At 71.5% G+C, this 16,087-nt stretch carries 14 protein-coding genes and 2 pseudogenes; 10 read left to right on the top strand and 6 right to left on the bottom strand.

Annotated elements, in window-relative coordinates; all coding sequences use genetic code 11:
* The first annotated feature begins 7 nt into the window (after positions 1 to 7).
* The 3 genes from ABZ567_RS04375 to ABZ567_RS04365 are packed head-to-tail and all read left to right on the top strand — an operon-like array spanning position 8 to position 3,107.
* Complete coding sequence (locus ABZ567_RS04375; protein ID WP_360784568.1) at positions 8 to 1,159, top strand: Gfo/Idh/MocA family oxidoreductase; 1,152 nt, start codon at positions 8 to 10, stop codon at positions 1,157 to 1,159.
* Positions 1,156 to 2,307 carry a dihydrodipicolinate synthase family protein gene (locus ABZ567_RS04370; RefSeq protein ID WP_360784565.1) on the top strand — a complete coding sequence of 384 codons (1,152 nt, stop codon included), beginning with the start codon at positions 1,156 to 1,158 and terminating at the stop codon, positions 2,305 to 2,307. Before ABZ567_RS04375 ends, ABZ567_RS04370 begins: the two co-directional genes overlap by 4 nt.
* Positions 2,304 to 3,107, top strand: a complete 804-nt coding sequence (locus tag ABZ567_RS04365) for a sugar phosphate isomerase/epimerase family protein (protein WP_360784563.1) — start codon at positions 2,304 to 2,306, stop codon at positions 3,105 to 3,107. Before ABZ567_RS04370 ends, ABZ567_RS04365 begins: the two co-directional genes overlap by 4 nt.
* Before the next feature lie 102 nt (positions 3,108 to 3,209).
* Here ABZ567_RS04365 and ABZ567_RS04360 read toward each other — a convergent pair.
* Positions 3,210 to 3,368: pseudogene (locus ABZ567_RS04360) on the bottom strand (PIN domain-containing protein); the annotation flags it as partial.
* A 161-nt stretch (positions 3,369 to 3,529) separates the two neighbouring features.
* Here ABZ567_RS04360 and ABZ567_RS04355 point away from each other — a divergent pair.
* Positions 3,530 to 3,676, top strand: coding sequence for a hypothetical protein (locus ABZ567_RS04355; protein ID WP_360784560.1), 147 nt, complete (start codon positions 3,530 to 3,532; stop codon positions 3,674 to 3,676).
* Between the two features lie 70 nt (positions 3,677 to 3,746).
* Here ABZ567_RS04355 and ABZ567_RS04350 read toward each other — a convergent pair whose 3' ends face one another.
* Positions 3,747 to 3,971, bottom strand: a complete 225-nt coding sequence (locus ABZ567_RS04350) for a DUF397 domain-containing protein (RefSeq protein WP_360784557.1) — start codon at positions 3,969 to 3,971, stop codon at positions 3,747 to 3,749.
* Positions 3,958 to 4,782, bottom strand: coding sequence for a helix-turn-helix transcriptional regulator (locus ABZ567_RS04345; RefSeq protein ID WP_360784554.1), 825 nt, complete (start codon positions 4,780 to 4,782; stop codon positions 3,958 to 3,960). The genes ABZ567_RS04350 and ABZ567_RS04345 overlap by 14 nt, the downstream gene beginning before the upstream one ends.
* Positions 4,783 to 4,899: 117 nt before the next feature.
* Between ABZ567_RS04345 and ABZ567_RS04340 the strand changes: the two genes are divergently transcribed.
* The 4 genes from ABZ567_RS04340 to ABZ567_RS04325 all read left to right on the top strand — a co-directional run bounded on the left by ABZ567_RS04340 (position 4,900) and on the right by ABZ567_RS04325 (position 9,232).
* Positions 4,900 to 5,205 (top strand): hypothetical protein, encoded by a 306-nt coding sequence (locus tag ABZ567_RS04340; RefSeq protein ID WP_360784551.1) that lies wholly within the window; start codon positions 4,900 to 4,902, stop codon positions 5,203 to 5,205.
* Positions 5,202 to 5,483, top strand: coding sequence for a hypothetical protein (locus ABZ567_RS04335; protein ID WP_360784548.1), 282 nt, complete (start codon positions 5,202 to 5,204; stop codon positions 5,481 to 5,483). Before ABZ567_RS04340 ends, ABZ567_RS04335 begins: the two co-directional genes overlap by 4 nt.
* A 54-nt stretch (positions 5,484 to 5,537) precedes the next feature.
* Complete coding sequence (locus ABZ567_RS04330) at positions 5,538 to 7,763, top strand: ATP-dependent RecD-like DNA helicase (protein WP_360784545.1); 2,226 nt, start codon at positions 5,538 to 5,540, stop codon at positions 7,761 to 7,763.
* 179 nt (positions 7,764 to 7,942) lie between these two features.
* Positions 7,943 to 9,232: a citrate synthase gene (locus ABZ567_RS04325; protein ID WP_360784542.1), complete on the top strand. Its 1,290-nt coding sequence runs from the start codon at positions 7,943 to 7,945 to the stop codon at positions 9,230 to 9,232.
* A gap of 406 nt (positions 9,233 to 9,638) precedes the next feature.
* On the opposite strand, the gene ABZ567_RS04320 is transcribed toward ABZ567_RS04325, so the two are convergent.
* Both ABZ567_RS04320 and ABZ567_RS04315 read right to left on the bottom strand, forming a co-directional pair.
* Complete coding sequence (locus tag ABZ567_RS04320) at positions 9,639 to 11,846, bottom strand: heavy metal translocating P-type ATPase (RefSeq protein ID WP_360784539.1); 2,208 nt, start codon at positions 11,844 to 11,846, stop codon at positions 9,639 to 9,641.
* 73 nt (positions 11,847 to 11,919) lie between these two features.
* Positions 11,920 to 12,144 carry a cation transporter gene (locus tag ABZ567_RS04315; RefSeq protein WP_360784537.1) on the bottom strand — a complete coding sequence of 75 codons (225 nt, stop codon included), beginning with the start codon at positions 12,142 to 12,144 and terminating at the stop codon, positions 11,920 to 11,922.
* Positions 12,145 to 12,254: 110 nt separating this feature from the next.
* Between ABZ567_RS04315 and ABZ567_RS04310 the strand changes: the two genes are divergently transcribed.
* Complete coding sequence (locus ABZ567_RS04310; protein WP_360784534.1) at positions 12,255 to 12,413, top strand: hypothetical protein; 159 nt, start codon at positions 12,255 to 12,257, stop codon at positions 12,411 to 12,413.
* Here the strand turns inward: ABZ567_RS04310 and ABZ567_RS04305 are convergent.
* Entirely contained in the window at positions 12,391 to 13,119 is a 729-nt protein-coding gene (locus ABZ567_RS04305) for a TetR/AcrR family transcriptional regulator (protein ID WP_360784531.1), read from the bottom strand. The two genes, ABZ567_RS04310 and ABZ567_RS04305, sit on opposite strands and share 23 nt — an antisense overlap.
* Before the next feature lie 163 nt (positions 13,120 to 13,282).
* Here ABZ567_RS04305 and ABZ567_RS04300 point away from each other — a divergent pair.
* A pseudogene (locus ABZ567_RS04300) lies at positions 13,283 to 15,481 on the top strand (MMPL family transporter); the annotation flags it as partial.
* Positions 15,482 to 16,087 lie beyond the last annotated feature (606 nt).

Genomic DNA, 16,087 nt, shown 5'->3' with positions numbered 1-16,087 from the left:
ACGTTTCGTGACACGTAGGACAGTCCGCATCGCCATGAACGGCGTCACCGGACGCATGGGATACCGCCAGCACCTCGTCCGCTCGATCCTCGCCCTGCGCGAACAGGGCGGTCTCGACCTCGGCAACGGCGAGATCCTCTGGCCCGAGCCCGTCCTCGTCGGCCGCCGCGAACACGCCCTGCGCGCCCTCGCCGAGCGCCACGGCCTCACCGAGTGGTCCACCGACCTCGACGCCGTCCTCGCCGACGACACCGTCGACATCTACTTCGACGCCCAGGTCACCTCCGCCCGCGTCGGCGCGCTCACCAAGGCCATCGACGCCGGGAAGCACATCTACACCGAGAAGCCCACCGCCGCCGACCTCGCGGGCGCCCTCGACCTCGCCCGCCGCGCCACCGACAAGGGCATCAAGCACGGCGTCGTCCAGGACAAGCTGTTCCTGCCGGGCCTGCTCAAGCTCAAGCGGCTCATCGACGGCGGCTTCTTCGGCGAGATCCTCTCCGTGCGCGGCGAGTTCGGCTACTGGGTCTTCGAGGGCGACTGGCAGGACGCCCAGCGCCCCAGCTGGAACTACCGCTCGGAGGACGGCGGCGGCATCGTCGTCGACATGTTCCCGCACTGGGAGTACGTGCTCCACGAGCTGTTCGGCCGGGTCACCTCCGTCACCGCCCAGGTCGCCACCCACGTCCCGCGCCGCTGGGACGAGCAGGGCAAGCCGTACGAGGCCACCGCCGACGACGCGGCGTACGGCATCTTCCAGCTGGAGGGCGGCGCCATCGCCCAGATCAACTCCTCCTGGACGGTGCGCGTCAACCGCGACGAACTCGTCGAGTTCCAGGTCGACGGCACCCACGGCTCCGCCGTCGCCGGGCTGCGCGGCTGCCGCGTCCAGCACCGCTCGGCCACCCCGAAGCCCGTCTGGAACCCGGACATCCCCGTCACCGAGTCCTTCCGCGACCAGTGGCAGGAGATCCCCGACAACGCCGAGTTCGACAACGGCTTCAAGGCCCAGTGGGAGCTGTTCCTGCGGCACGTCACCCTCGGCGAGCCGTACCACTGGGACCTCCTCGCCGGCGCCCGGGGCGTCCAGCTCGCCGAGCTGGGCCTGCGGTCCGCCGCCGAGGGCCGCCGCCTCGACGTCCCGGAGGTCGGCCTGTGATCCGCCTGCCCGCGACCGACGGCGGCGTACGGGAGTACGCGCCGCGCACCGAGCCCCTCGCCGTGTCCGGCGGCGGCCCCCTCGTCTCCCGCACGGTCTTCTCCGCCGCCCACGTCGTCGCCGACCCGTACGCCGACACGAGCCCTGACTCCCCTGCGGCCGTCGACTGGGACGCCACCCTCGCCTTCCGCCGTCACCTCTGGTCCCACGGCCTCGGTGTCGCGGAGGCCATGGACACCGCCCAGCGCGGCATGGGCCTCGACTGGGCCGGCGCCGCCGAACTGATCCGCCGCAGCGCGGCGGAGGCCCGCGGCGTCGGCGGCCTGATCGCCTGCGGCGTCGGCACCGACCAGCTCACCGGCCCCGCCGACCTGCCGGCCGTCCGCAAGGCGTACGAGGAACAGCTCGCCCTCGTCGAGGAGACCGGATCTCAGGCCATCCTGATGGCCTCCCGGGCGCTCGCCGCCGCCGCCTCCGGCCCGGACGACTACCTCGACCTGTACGGACACCTCCTGCGCCAGGCGAGCGAACCGGTGATCCTGCACTGGCTCGGCCCCATGTTCGACCCGGCGCTCGACGGCTACTGGGGCTCGGCCGACCTCGACACCGCCACCGAGACCTTCCTCGACGTGATCGCCGCGCACCCCGACAAGGTCGACGGCATCAAGGTCTCCCTCCTCGACGCCCGGCGCGAGGTCGAACTCCGCCGCCGCCTCCCGGAGGGCGTCCGCTGCTACACGGGCGACGACTTCCATTACCCGGAGCTGATCGCGGGTGACGACCAGGGCTTCAGCCACGCCCTGCTCGGCATCTTCGACCCGCTGGCCCCGCTGGCGGCGCAGGCCGTCAGGACCCTGGACACGGGAGACGCCGAGGGCTTCCGTGCGACCCTCGACCCGACGGTCGCCCTCTCCCGGCACCTCTTCCAGGCCCCGACCCGCTTCTACAAGACGGGCGTGGTCCTGCTCGCCTGGCTGGCCGGCCACCAGGACCACTTCACGATGGTCGGCGGACTCCAGTCCGCCCGCTCGCTCCCGCACCTCGCGCGCGCGTACGAACTCGCCGACGGACTCGGCCTGTTCCCCGACCCGGCGCTCGCGGAGGCCCGGATGCGTTCCCTCCTCACGGTGTACGGAGTGCCGCGGTGAACATCGACCGATTCAGCGTCAACCAGATGACGGTCAGACAGCTCACTCTGCCCGACCTCGTCTCCCACTGCCGCCGCCTCGGGGTCCCGGGCGTGGGCCTGTGGCGGGCACCGGTCCAGGAGTACGGGGTGGAGGCGGCGGCCGCGCTGGTCCGGGACGCCGGGCTCCGGGTCACCACCCTCTGCCGGGGCGGCTTCTTCACGGCGGACGGGTGGGAGGAGGACAACCGCGCGGCGATCGACGAGGCGGTGACGCTCGGCACCGACACCCTCGTCCTGGTCTCCGGCGGCCTCACCCCCGCCTGCCCCGATCTGCCGTCGGCCCGGTCCCGCATCGCGGAGGCGATCGGCGAACTGGCCCCGTACGCGGGGGAGCGGGGTGTCCGCCTCGCCATCGAACCGCTCCACCCGATGTACGCCTCCGACCGGTGCGCGGTCTCCACCCTCGACCAGGCCCTGGACATCGCGGAGCGCTTCCCCGCCTCCCAGGTGGGCGTCACGGTCGACACGTACCACCTGTGGTGGGACGACCGGGCCCCGGCGGCGGTGGAACGCGCGGGCGCGGCGGGCCGGATCCACTCCTTCCAGCTCGCCGACTGGACCACCCCGCTGCCGGCGGGAGTCCTCAACGGCCGGGGCCAGCTGGGCGACGGGGCGATCGACCTGCGCGCCTGGGCGGACCTGGTGGAGAAGGCGGGCTACACGGGCCCGGTCGAGGTGGAGCTCTTCAACGACGAACTCTGGGCCCGCGACGGCGTGGAGGTCCTGGAGGAGACGCTGGAACGCTTCCTGACCATCTGAGACCGCGCGGCCCCGGTGCGGAGGGGTCGAGGCGAGGCCGCCCGGCCGTGCGGGGCCGGGCGGCCGTGGGCGTACGGGGACCGGCGCGCTGCCTGTGAGCGGTCACCCACCCGGGTGCCGCACGTCCTGCTGCTCGACCTCCTTGAGGACGCGGGCGACCGTGGCGAAGTCGTTGTCCCTGTGGAGGACGGTCAGTCCGTGATGGACCGCTGTGGCGCAGAGGAGCAGATCCACCACGCCCGCCGCGCGATGCCGGCCCTCGATCTCGGCTTCCCAGCGCCGCTGGGCCGCCGGATCGGTCATACATCGCAGCCCCGGGGCACCGGAAGCCGCCACAGGCGCGTCCCCGGCGCCTTGGGCGCCCCGCCGGGGGAAACCCTCCCGCCCGCCACCGGCGTCCGGGAAGGCAGGGGGTGGGGAGTGTGCCGGATTGGCTGTGGGCGGTGTTGATCCCGGCCGGTCTGGTCGGGGTGGGTCTCGGCGGGTTCCTGATCTGGGCGAAGCTCGGGACGGACCGGCCCGTGGAGCATCACCGCGTGGAGCAGAAGGAGTGGGATCCCGGCGGCTGAGCCCGCAGGGGTGCGGTCGAGGCCGGGCCGGACACCGTCCCGAACCTCCGGGCATGTGGGGTGCGGAGGGTCAGGCGGGGAAGCGGCCGTCCTTGACGGCGGTGACGAAGGAGGACCAGCCGTGGGCCGAGAAGACGACGGCGGGCCCGGTCACAGCCTTGCTGTCACGGACGGGGACACCGGCGTGGCCACGGGCGACCTCAAGGCACTCGCCCTGACCGCCGCCGCTGTAGCTGGACTTGTACCACCCGGTAAGGACGGACGCGTCGGAAACGGTGTGCTCACTGTGGACCATATGCGTATTCCTCTGCTGCTGCCCTCACGAGGGCCAGTGACTCCTGTCGCGACAGCGCGTCGCTCAGAGCCAGAGCGTAGGCCGTGCGACTGGCGTTCACCAGGGACGGATCGTCCATCAGATTGCCCGTGAGGAAACCTTCCACGTAGGCCACGGGGGCGGAGTCCTCGAAGCTCATGAGGGTCAACAGGCTCTCCATGAGCGCGTGCGCACCGGCGCTGTTCGGCAGCACGTGCAGCCGGATCCGTCCGGCCTCGGCCAAGTCCACGATCCTGCAGAGCTGTTCAGCCATCACCTGACGCCCCCCGACCTCGCGCCGGAGCACGGCCTCGTCGAGCAGCGTCCAGATGACAGGATTTGCCGCTCCTTCGAGGATGCGGGCACGCTTTGTTCGGATGACAACGGCCTCGTCAAGTTCCTCCGGCGTGTGGTTCGGCCGGTACGCCCGGAACAGAGCGCGCGCGTACTCAGGAGTCTGGAGCACGCCGGGGACCAGCGACAGCGCGAACTGTTCGATCGTAGAGGCCTGGGGTTCCAGCTCGGCCGCCGCCGCGAAGTGGTCGGCGTACTTGGACTCCAGGTCCTCAAGCCAGCGCTCGAAGAACCCGTCCGTCCCCAGCGCCCGGTCGATCCGCCGCGCGTCATCCGGCTTCGGGAGCCGTCTGCCCGCCTCGAAGTGGCTGATCAGTGTGGGCGAGCACACCACCAGGTCACCCAGCGCCTCCTGCGTGAGTCCGGCGGCGACGCGCCGGAGCCTCAACTCCTCCCCGTACTTCTCGCGTGGCGTACGCGGCTTACGGCGCTGATCCATGCACTCAACTCCCCGACCTGACCGATGCGCTGTCAAGGCTCCACCCCTGGCAGCGTAGTCAGCGGCGACCCCAGGCTGTGAGGGATTCGACACACAAAGCGACGAAAGTGGGTCCCCATGTCCTCTCGCCTCACACAACTGAGGGAGGCACTCGCCCGGTGCCTCCGTCCCTTCCGGTGGTGGGACGCGCACTCCCGGCCGGCCCCGCCCCACCCCACGTACCCGTACTCCTGCGTGTACGTCCACGGGCCGACCGCGCACCGCACCGGGAGCCTTCCTCCGCGCGGCGAGGACAGCCCCCTGGTACGTCCGTACCTGCTCGCCCACGAGCGGCGGACGGTCGCCCGGCGCGCCTTGCGGATCGTCGGGCCGGGAGCGGACATCGGTGCGCTCCCGACGCTCCCCGCCGGCGTGGCGCGGTGAACGCCGGACGGCTGCTGCCCTGGACGGGGGAGGACGGGCGCCCCTGCTACCTGCTCTCGGACGGATCGGGCCGGGTGGCCAGGCTCGCCGACGACATCGAGACCCTCCAGCTCGGGATGGCGGGTGAACTCCTCGCCCACGCCGCCGAGCTCCTCGCGGACCGCCGGGCGTCCAGCGGCGAACTGCGCTACCTCGCACGCTGCCTGGCCGGGTCCCTGCGCGACGTGAAACGGGTCGCGGACAGCCGGGGAGGACAGTTGGCGCGGCGGGAGCCCTGACCGTTCTCCACAGGCGGCCCCCCGGCTGTCCGAGGCCTTCGCTACGGTCGGTGCATGTCCAACGAGGGTCGCGGTCCGGCAGTGCTCGAAGGGGTCCTGGAGCGGATCACCTACGCGAACGAGGAGAGCGGGTACACGGTCGCCCGGGTCGACACCGGCCGGGGCGCCGGGGACCTGCTCACGGTCGTCGGTTCGCTGCTCGGGGCGCAGCCGGGGGAGTCGCTGCGGATGGAGGGCCGCTGGGGCTCCCACCCGCAGTACGGCAAGCAGTTCACCATCGACAACTACACGACGGTCCTGCCCGCCACCGTCCAGGGCATCCGCCGCTATCTCGGCTCCGGTCTCATCAAGGGCATCGGTCCCGTCTTCGCCGACCGCATCACCTCGCACTTCGGCCTCGACACCCTGGACATCCTCGAAGAGGCTCCCGCGCGCCTGATCGAGGTCCCGGGTCTCGGCCCCAAGCGCGTCAAGAACATCACCGCGGCCTGGGAGGAGCAGAAGGCGATCAAGGAGGTGATGGTCTTCCTCCAGGAGGTCGGCGTCTCCACCTCCATCGCGGTCCGGATCTACAAGAAGTACGGGGACGCCTCGATCTCCGTCGTGCGGAACCAGCCCTACCGGCTCGCCGCCGACGTCTGGGGCATCGGGTTCCTCACCGCCGACCGCATCGCGCAGGCCGTGGGCATCCCGCACGACAGCCCGGACCGGGTGAAGGCGGGACTCCAGTACGCGTTGTCGCAGTCGAGCGACCAGGGCCACTGCTTCCTGCCGGAGGAACGGCTGATCGCGGACGCCGTGAAGCTCCTCCAGGTCGACACGGGCCTGGTCATCGAGTGCCTGGCCGAGCTGGCCGAGGACCCCGAGGGGGTCGTACGGGAGGTGGTGCCGGGCCCCGAGGGGACGCCCGTCACGGCGGTGTACCTGATCCCGTTCCACCGGGCCGAGCTGTCGCTCGCGGGGCAGATCCGCCGGCTGCTCGGCGCGGAGGAGGACCGGATGGCCGCCTTCGGGGACGTGGCCTGGGACAAGGCCCTCGCCTGGCTCGCGGACCGGACCGGGGCCTCGCTGGCGCCCGAGCAGGAGGAGGCCGTCCGGTTGGCCCTCACCCGCAAGGTCGCCGTGCTCACCGGCGGACCCGGCTGCGGCAAGTCCTTCACGGTCCGCTCCATCGTGGAACTGGCCCGCGCCAAGAAGGCCAGGGTCGTCCTCGCCGCCCCCACCGGGCGGGCCGCGAAGCGGCTGGCCGAGCTGACCGGCGCCGAGGCCTCCACCGTCCACCGGCTCCTGGAGCTCAGGCCCGGCGGCGACGCGGCCTACGACCGGGACCGCCCCCTCGACGCCGACCTGGTGGTGGTCGACGAGGCCTCCATGCTCGACCTGCTCCTGGCGAACAAGCTGGTGAAGGCGGTGGCGCCGGGCGCCCATCTGCTGCTCGTGGGCGACGTCGACCAGCTTCCCTCGGTGGGCGCGGGCGAGGTCCTCGGTGATCTCCTCGCGCCGGGCAGCCCCGTACCGGCGGTGCGTCTGACCCGGATCTTCCGGCAGGCGCAAGAGTCCGGCGTCGTCATCAACGCGCACCGGATCAACGCCGGGACCCCGCCCAGGACCGAGGGGCTGCCGGACTTCTTCCTCTTCGCGGAGGAGGAGACCGAGGACGCGGCGCGGGTCGCCGTGGAGGTCGCGGCCCGCCGGATCCCGGCCAAATTCGGGCTCGACCCGCGCCGGGACGTCCAGGTCCTCGCTCCCATGCACCGGGGCCCGGCGGGCGCGGGCTCGCTCAACGGGCTGCTCCAGCAGGCGATCACGCCGGCCCGCCCGGACGTGCCGGAGAAGCGGTTCGGCGGCCGGGTCTTCCGGGTCGGCGACAAGGTCACCCAGATCCGGAACAACTACGAGAAGGGGGCCAACGGGGTCTTCAACGGGACGGTCGGCGTCGTCACGTCCCTCGACCTCGTCGAGCAGCGGCTGACCGTGCGGACGGACGAGGACGAGGAGGTGCCGTACGACTTCGACGAGCTGGACGAGCTGGCGCACGCGTACGCCGTCACCATCCACCGCTCGCAGGGCAGCGAGTATCCGGCGGTGGTGATCCCGGTCACCATGAGCGCCTGGATGATGCTGCAGCGGAACCTGCTCTACACGGCGGTGACCCGGGCCCGGAAGCTGGTCGTCCTGGTCGGCTCACGGCGGGCGATCGCCCAGGCGGTCCGTACGGTCTCCGCGGGCCGGCGCTTTACCGGACTCGCCTTCCGGCTCACAGGTCGCACCCTCGTGTGAAAGATCACGGAGGACTACCGGAACCGGGGCGAAGGGGGCAGGATATGAAGGTTGGCGGCACTGAGTGCCGCCGATTGGCCCAATGGTCGACCCCGAGTGCACTCTCCTGAGCCAAATGGGGGATGGTAGAGACAGTCAGGGCACCTCGAATATGAGGCACTACGTCGGTGAGGGATGACGTGAGCGACAACTCTGTAGTACTGCGGTACGCGGACGGTGAACACACCTACCCGGTGGTCGAGAGCACCGTCGGCGACAAGGGCTTCGACATCGGGAAACTCCGAGCCCAGACCGGTCTGGTCACCCTGGACAGCGGATACGGCAACACCGCCGCCTATAAATCCGCGATCACCTACCTCGACGGTGAGCAGGGCATTCTGCGGTACCGCGGCTACCCCATCGAGCAGCTGGCCGAGCGCTCCACCTTCCTTGAGGTGGCGTACCTGCTGATCAACGGTGAGCTGCCCAAGGTCGACGAGCTGGCGACCTTCAAGAACGAGATCACGCAGCACACGCTCGTCCACGAGGACGTCAAGAACTTCTTCCGCGGCTTCCCGCGGGACGCCCACCCGATGGCGATGCTGTCCTCGGTGGTCTCCGCGCTGTCGACGTTCTACCAGGACAGCCACAACCCGTTCGACGAGGAGCAGCGCCACCTCTCCACGATCCGGCTGCTGGCGAAGCTGCCGACGATCGCGGCGTACGCGTACAAGAAGTCGATCGGTCACCCCTTCGTCTACCCGCGCAACGACCTCGGGTACGTCGAGAACTTCCTGCGCATGACCTTCTCGGTCCCGGCGCAGGAGTACGAGCTGGACCCGGTCGTGGTCTCGGCGCTCGACAAGCTGCTCATCCTGCACGCGGACCATGAGCAGAACTGCTCGACCTCCACCGTGCGTCTGGTCGGCTCCTCGCAGGCGAACATGTTCGCCTCGATCTCCGCCGGCATCTCGGCCCTCTGGGGCCCGCTGCACGGCGGCGCCAACCAGTCGGTCCTGGAGATGCTGGAGGGCATCAAGGCCAACGGCGGCGATGTCGACTCCTTCATCCGCAAGGTGAAGAACAAGGAGGACGGCGTCCGCCTGATGGGCTTCGGCCACCGGGTGTACAAGTCCTTCGACCCGCGCGCCAAGATCATCAAGGCGGCGGCGCACGATGTCCTCTCGGCCCTCGGCAAGTCCGACGAGCTGCTCGACATCGCGCTGAAGCTGGAGGAGCACGCGCTCTCCGACGAGTACTTCGTCTCGCGCAACCTGTACCCGAACGTGGACTTCTACACGGGTCTGATCTACCGCGCGATGGGCTTCCCGACCGAGATGTTCACCGTGCTCTTCGCGCTCGGCCGCCTTCCCGGCTGGATCGCCCAGTGGCACGAGATGATCAAGGAGCCCGGCTCCCGCATCGGCCGCCCGCGCCAGATCTACACGGGCGAGGTCCTGCGCGACTTCGTCCCGGTCGAGTCCCGCTAGTCGCTTCGCCGGACGGACGACGCGTCCCTCCTGGAAAGAAGAGCGAGAAGCGCCCCGCTATCGATCCCCCCACGGGTCGGTAGTCGGGGCGCTTCCCATGTCCCGGTGCGGATTCCCCCCACGGGATCCTGGCCGGGCGTCTGCCGGGCGTCAGCAACTGCTGCGCGGGTCGGGCGCGACGCGGTCTGCCGGGGTACGCGTACGGGAGGGCCGCTCAAGCTCCCCGGTGCACGTGCCCCGGCCAACGCCTGCCTGACGGGACGTCCCCCAAGACCTCCCGACGAACGTCCCCCAAGACGTTCTCGGCATCGCCCACTTAGACTCGCGATCAGCCCAGATGGTTACCCCCCAATATCTGTGATCTAGGTCTCCCTGTGAAGGTCCTGTGCGTCACGTGTGGGTGAATTCACGTGAACCGGCGCAGCCGCAGGCTGTTGGATACGACGAAGACGGACGAAAGGGCCATGGCCAGGCCCGCGATCATCGGGTTGAGCAGTCCGGCCGCGGCCAGCGGCAGCGCCGCGACGTTGTAGCCGAAGGCCCAGCCCAGGTTTCCCCTGATCGTCGCGAGGGTCCGCCGGGAGAGCCTGATGGCGTCCGCCGCGACCCGCAGATCACCCCGGACCAGGGTCAGATCGCTCGCCTCGATGGCCGCGTCCGTACCCGTCCCCATCGCCAGGCCCAGATCCGCCGTGGCGAGCGCGGCGGCGTCGTTCACGCCGTCGCCCACCATCGCGACCGTCCGGCCCTCCGCCTGGAGCCGCCGGACCACCTCGGCCTTCTCCTCGGGCAGCACCTCCGCGATCACCTCGTCGATGCCGACCTCGGCCGCCACGGCCTCCGCCACCGCCCGGTGGTCCCCGGTGAGCAGCACGGGCCGCAGCCCCAGGCCGCGCAGCCGGGCGACCGCCTCGGCGCTGGTGTCCTTGACGGTGTCGGCGACGGTCAGGGTGCCCCGGGCCACCCCGTCCCAGGCGACGTGCACGGCGCCGGGCTCGGGCGTGCCCGCCGGGACCTCGACGCCCTCCGCCGCGAGCAGCGCGGCGCGGCCGACGAGGACCAGGTGGCCGTCGACGGAGCCGCGCACGCCGAGGCCGGGGACGTTCTCGAAGGTCTTCGGTACGGGGAGCTCCCCGCACCGCTCGGCGGCGCCGGCCGCGACCGCGCGGGCCACCGGGTGCTCGGAGGAGTGCTCGAGGGCGCCCGCGAGCCGCAGCAGCCGGACCTCGTCGGTGCCGTCGGTGCCGTACCGCCCCCCGTACACGCGGACGCCGGCCAGCCGCATCCGGCCGGTGGTGACCGTCCCCGTCTTGTCGAGGACGACCGTGTCGACCCGGCGGGTGGACTCCAGGACCTCGGGTCCCTTGATGAGGATGCCGAGCTGGGCGCCGCGCCCGGTGCCGACCAGGAGGGCGGTCGGGGTGGCGAGGCCGAGGGCGCAGGGGCAGGCGATGATCAGTACGGCGACGGCGGCGGTGAACGAGGCGGTCGGGTCGTCGGTGACGAGCAGCCAGGTGACGAGGGTGCCGAGCGCGATGAGGAGCACCACGGGGACGAAGACGGCGGAGATCCGGTCGGCGAGCCGCTGCACCTCGGCCTTGCCGTTCTGGGCGTCCTCGACGAGCTTCGTCATCCGGGCGAGCCGGGTGTCGGCGCCGACCCGGGTGGCCCGGACGACCAGCCGGCCGGAGACGTTGACGCAGCCGCCGGTGACGGTGCCGCCCTCGGTGACGTCGAGCGGCAGTGACTCGCCGGTGAGCAGGGAGGCGTCGACCGCGGACGCGCCCTCGGTGACGGTGCCGTCGGTGGCGATCTTCTCGCCGGGGCGTACGACGAAGAGGTCGCCGGCCCGCAGCGCGGTCACCGGGATCCGTACCTCCGTGGTCCCCCTGAGGACGGCCACGTCCTTGGCGCCGAGGTCCATCAGGGCCCGGAGCGCCGCACCGGCCTTCCGTTTGGCCCGTGCCTCCAGGTACCGGCCGAGCAGGATGAAGGTGACGACTCCGGCCGCGACCTCCAGGTAGATCGCGGAGGTGCCGTCGGAGCGGTCGACGGTGAGGTCGAAGCCGTGCCGCATGCCGGGCATGCCCGCGTCGCCCAGGAAGAGGGCCCACAGGGACCAGCCGAAGGCGGCGAGGGTGCCGACCGAGACGAGGGTGTCCATGGTGGCGGCGCCGTGCCGGAGGTTGGTCGCGGCGGCCCGGTGGAAGGGCAGCCCGCCCCAGACGACGGCGGGCGCGGCGAGGGTGAGGGAGAGCCACTGCCAGTTGTCGAACTGGAGCGCCGGAACCATGGCGAGCAGGACGACGGGCGCGGCGAGGAGCGCGGTGACGGTGAGCCGCTGCCGGAGGGAGGCGAGTTCGGGGTCCTCGGGGACCTCCTCCTCCACCGCCGGCGGAAGGGGTTCCTCGGCGGTGTAGCCGGTCTTCACGACGGTGGCGATCAGCGCGTCGACGCCGACGTCCGGCGCGTGTTCGACGCGCGCCCGCTCCGTGGCGTAGTTGACGGTGGCGGTGACGCCGTCCATCCGGTTGAGCTTCTTCTCGACGCGGGCCGCGCAGGAGGCGCAGGTCATCCCGCCGATGGTCAGCTCGGTGACGGTGGTGGGGGGCATGTGTGGTTCCCAAGGGGAGCAGGGCCGTACCCAGGTAACGGTACGGCCCTGCCCTGTGTCGTTCGAAGCGCGGTCAGACCAGCTCGTAGCCGGCCTCGTCCACGGCGGCGGCCACGGCCTCGCGGTCGAGGGGGGCGGCCGAGACGACGGTGACCTCACCGGTCTTGGCGACGGCCGCGACGGAGGAGACGCCGGGCAGCTCGGAGATCTCACCGGAGACGGCGCCCTCGCAGTGCCCGCAGGTCATGCCCTTGACCTGGTAGACGGTGGTGAGTTCGGTCTTCGTCTCTGCGGTCATCGCGTTCTCCTCGTGGGTTCAGAGCCGTACGGATTCGACTTTATACCCCTAGGGGGTATGAGTTCCAGTCGTGCCGCGCCCGCCCTCGGACTCCATGGTAGATGCCCGATATGTCACATTCGGGGACCACGCTCATCCTCGCCATGTCGATCGCCGTCCTGGCGGCGCTCCTCGCCTACGCCGTCGGCCGGAGGCTCTGGGAGTCGGGCGCGGGCGCGGGAGGCACCGACGGGCCCGGGGGCTCCGTCAGCGGTTCCGAGTCGTGGTGACCGGCGGCACCGCGTACGCCCCTTCGGTCACCGGGGTCAGATAGCGGAGCAGGACGGTCTTGAGCTCGACGATCGTCGCGTCCCGCTCGGGCCCCTCGGGCGCGGCGAGCACGAGGCCCACTCCGCCCTTGAAGGTGGCGAAGGCCATGTCGGCGACGCGGACGCGGTCCGCGGCGGGCAGGCCGGGCGCGTAGTGGGCGAGCACCTCCTGCACCCGGGCGAGCAGCGAGACGTGCAGGGCGTCGTGCTCCTCGGCGATTCGGCCGGGCACCTCGGAGCCCTGCATGAGGGCGAGGAAGGCCGGGTTCTGGCAGTTGAACTCGATCATCGGGTCGACCACGGCGTCCAGCAGCTCGGGGAGCGGCAGGGAGAGGTTCTCCGGGGTGAAGGCCTGGCCGTGGGCCTCCCGCATCTCGTGCAGGAGGCGCTCGCCGAGCTCGATCGCGATGGCCTCCTTGTTCGGGAAGTACTGGTAGAGCGTGCCGGGCGAGACATGGGCCTCGCGCGCGATCGCGTTGGTGCTCGCCGCCGTGTAGCCGTTCGCGCAGAAGACGTTCGCGGCGGCCTGGAGCAGCTGCGCGATGCGGCGCTCGCCGCGCGCCTGGCGGCGGCGCGGCCTCACCTCTCCGGACGGGTCTCCGGACGTCTCTTCCGACACGGCTCCGGAGGCTGCTCCGGGCAGGTCCTCGGGCCTGTCTTCGGACATGACTGTCCCCAGCTTTCCTCAACACGTTTGACAAACACGAGAGGTCGCTCGCATTCTTGAGAAACGCGAGTGATCGCTCGTGTTTGCCAGTCTATGGCAACGGGTGACCCATGTGACCTGCCGGGAAGCGAGCACACGGGTCAGGTGAAGGGGACACCTCGTCATGGCCGAAGTCAAGAAATCACCGCCCGGCGGGGCCGCGCGCCATGACGGGCCACCGCGCGGAGCCGGAGGGTGGACGCGGTTCGTGACCGCCCGGCCGCGCCTCACGCTCCTCGTGGCCCTCGTCCTCACCGCCCTCGCCGTCCTGGTCGGCGGCGGGGTCGCCGACCGGATGGGCAGCGGAGGCTGGGAGGACCCGGCCGCCGAGTCCACGTACGCGACGGAGGCCCTGGAGCGCCGATTCCCCGGCTCCCAGCCCAACTTGGTCCTGCTCGTCGACGCCGGGCCGGCCGGAGTCGACGCCCCGGCGGCCGCCGCCGAGGCCCGCGCGCTCGCCGAGCGGCTCGATGCCGAGCCGGGCGTCGACGGTGTCGGCTCCTACTGGTCCACCGGCTCGCCCGCGCTCCGCTCCGAGGACGGCCGGCGGGCCGTCATCGCCGCCCGGATCGCCGGCGAGGAGAAGGACGCCGCCGCGGTCCTCGACCGGATCGCCCCCGAGTACCGGGGCGCGCACGGCCCCGTGGACGTCTCCCTCGGCGGAGCCCTCGCGGTCCGCCACGAGATGCAGGTCGTCATCCAGGAGGACCTGCTGCGGGCCGAGCTCATAGCCCTGCCCCTCACCCTCGTCCTGCTCGTCATGGTCTTCGGCAGTGCCGTCGCCGCCCTGCTGCCCCTCGGCGTCGGCATCGTCGCCATCCTCGGCACCAACGCGGTCCTGCGCGGCCTCACCGAGTTCACCGACGTCTCCGTCTTCGCGCAGAACCTGACGACCGCCCTCGGACTCGGACTCGCCATCGACTACGCCCTGTTCGTCGTCCGCCGCTACCGTGAGGAACTCGCCGCGGGCGCCGACGCGTACACCGCCGTGCGCACCACCCTGCGCACCGCGGGGCGGACGGTGCTCTTCTCGGCCCTCACCGTCGCCGTCTCGCTCGCCGCGATGCTGGTCTTCCCGCAGTACTTCCTGCGTTCCTTCGCGTACGCCGGGATCGCTGTGGTCCTGCTCGCCGCCACCGCCGCGCTCACCCTGCTCCCCGCGGCCCTCGTCCTGCTCGGCGACCGGGTCGACGCGCTCGACCTGCGGCGCCTCCTCCGCCGTCGCCGTCCCCCGAGGGACACCGCCGACGGCGGCGGCGAGGGAGCCGGCTGGGCGCGGGCCGCCGCGCTCGTGATGCGCAGGGCGCCGGTCTTCGCCGTCCTCACCACCGCCGGCCTCGTCCTCCTCGGACTGCCCTTCCTCGGTGTCGAGTTGGGCACCGCCGACGACCGCCAGCTCCCCGTCACCGCCTCCTCCCGGGTCGTCCAGGACCGGCTGCGGGATGGCTTCCCCGGAGACCCGGGCGGCGGGATCACCGTCCTCGCCGAGGGCCCGGCCACCCCCGCGCAGTACGCGGACTACCGCGAGCGGATCAGCACCCTCGACGGCGTCGTGCGGGCCGAGGGACCGGTGACCGCGGGCAGCGGCCACGCCTACTTCACCGTCGTGGCCGAGGGGGAGACCGTCGGCAAGGAGGCCCAGCGGGCCGTGGCGGAACTGCGCGCCGCACCTGCCCCGTTCGAGACCTCCGTCACTGGACAGGCCGCCGTCCTCGTCGACTCCAAGGACGCCCTCGCCGAGCGGCTGCCCTGGGCGGCGGCGATCATCGTCCTGGTCACGCTGCTCCTGGTGTTCCTGCTGACCGGCAGCGTCCTCATCCCCGTCCAGGCCGTCGCCCTCAACGCCCTCAGCCTCACGGCGATGTTCGGGGCCGTCGTCTGGGTCTTCCAGGACGGACACCTCTCCGGCCTCCTCGGCTTCACCCCCACCGGCGACATCGAGACCACCCTGCCCGTGCTCATGTTCTGCGTGGCCTTCGGGCTCTCCATGGACTACGGGGTGTTCCTGCTCTCCCGCGTCAAGGAGGAGTACGACGCCACCGGCGACCACGAGCACTCCGTCCGCTTCGGCCTGCGCCACACCGGAGGCCTCATCACCGCCGCCGCCGTGATCCTCGCCGTCGTCATGATCGCCATCGGCACCTCCCGCGTCACCAACACCAAGATGCTCGGCCTCGGCGTCGCCCTCGCCGTCCTCATGGACGCCATGGTCGTCCGCAGCCTCCTCGTCCCCTCCGTGATGAAGCTGACCGGCCGTCTCACCTGGTGGGCGCCGGGACCGCTGCGCCGCTTCCACGACCGCTTCGGCATCAGCGAGTCGGACACGCCCAGCCCTTCGGCGGGCCCGGATGCCGAAGAGGCGTCCCAGAGGTGGCGGGAACCCACTTCACTGCGCGGCTGGGGAGAACCCCGGGGGCTTCGTGTTCTGACGGCCCCCACCCACCCCGCCACCGATCTCGCAACGGCGGGACGCCGGGCCCGGACGATTCCGGGGCCGGCGTCCCCGCGCGACCGACGCGTCCCGTCAGTCGCGGCGGCCCCGGTTGCCGGGGCGGGTGGCGACCCAGGCGCGGATCGTGTCCGCGTACCAGTAGGGCTTCCCCGATTCCACGTGGTCGGGATTCGGCAGCAGCCCGTGCTTCCGGTAGGAGCGGACCGTGTCGGGCTGCACCTTGATGTGTGCGGCGATGTCCTTGTACGACCAGAGCCGTTCGTCCGTCATGCCTGGTACCTCCCTGCTCACCGCGCAGCGGCGGCGGGGGTGCCGTTCGGGGGCGCTGCGGGCGGGCGTTGGCGATCACTGAGCCTGTGCCCCCTGCAACGGCCGCTGCAGACAGGAGGAGAGCGCCTGTCGAGCGTCTGTGACGGAAAACCCGCGTAACGCGGACAAGCGTGACGACGAGCGGACGCACGTGACAGAAGTGACGCA

The organism is Streptomyces sp. NPDC016459, from assembly GCF_040632845.1.
In the GTDB taxonomy this organism is placed as follows: Bacteria; Actinomycetota; Actinomycetes; order Streptomycetales; family Streptomycetaceae; genus Streptomyces.
This window is presented reverse-complemented; position numbering and strand designations above follow the sequence as displayed.

Excerpts from the sequence above, each read along its gene's own strand:
- ABZ567_RS04350 (WP_360784557.1), bottom strand. The coding sequence starts at position 3,971 with ATGGTCCACAGTGAGCACACCGTTTCCGACGCGTCCGTCCTTACCGGG.
- ABZ567_RS04345 (WP_360784554.1), bottom strand. The coding sequence starts at position 4,782 with ATGGATCAGCGCCGTAAGCCGCGTACGCCACGCGAGAAGTACGGGGAG.
- ABZ567_RS04340 (WP_360784551.1), top strand. The coding sequence starts at position 4,900 with ATGTCCTCTCGCCTCACACAACTGAGGGAGGCACTCGCCCGGTGCCTC.
- ABZ567_RS04330 (WP_360784545.1), top strand. The coding sequence starts at position 5,538 with ATGTCCAACGAGGGTCGCGGTCCGGCAGTGCTCGAAGGGGTCCTGGAG.
- ABZ567_RS04320 (WP_360784539.1), bottom strand. The coding sequence starts at position 11,846 with ATGCCCCCCACCACCGTCACCGAGCTGACCATCGGCGGGATGACCTGC.
- ABZ567_RS04315 (WP_360784537.1), bottom strand. The coding sequence starts at position 12,144 with ATGACCGCAGAGACGAAGACCGAACTCACCACCGTCTACCAGGTCAAG.
- ABZ567_RS04310 (WP_360784534.1), top strand. The coding sequence starts at position 12,255 with ATGTCACATTCGGGGACCACGCTCATCCTCGCCATGTCGATCGCCGTC.
- ABZ567_RS04305 (WP_360784531.1), bottom strand. The coding sequence starts at position 13,119 with ATGTCCGAAGACAGGCCCGAGGACCTGCCCGGAGCAGCCTCCGGAGCC.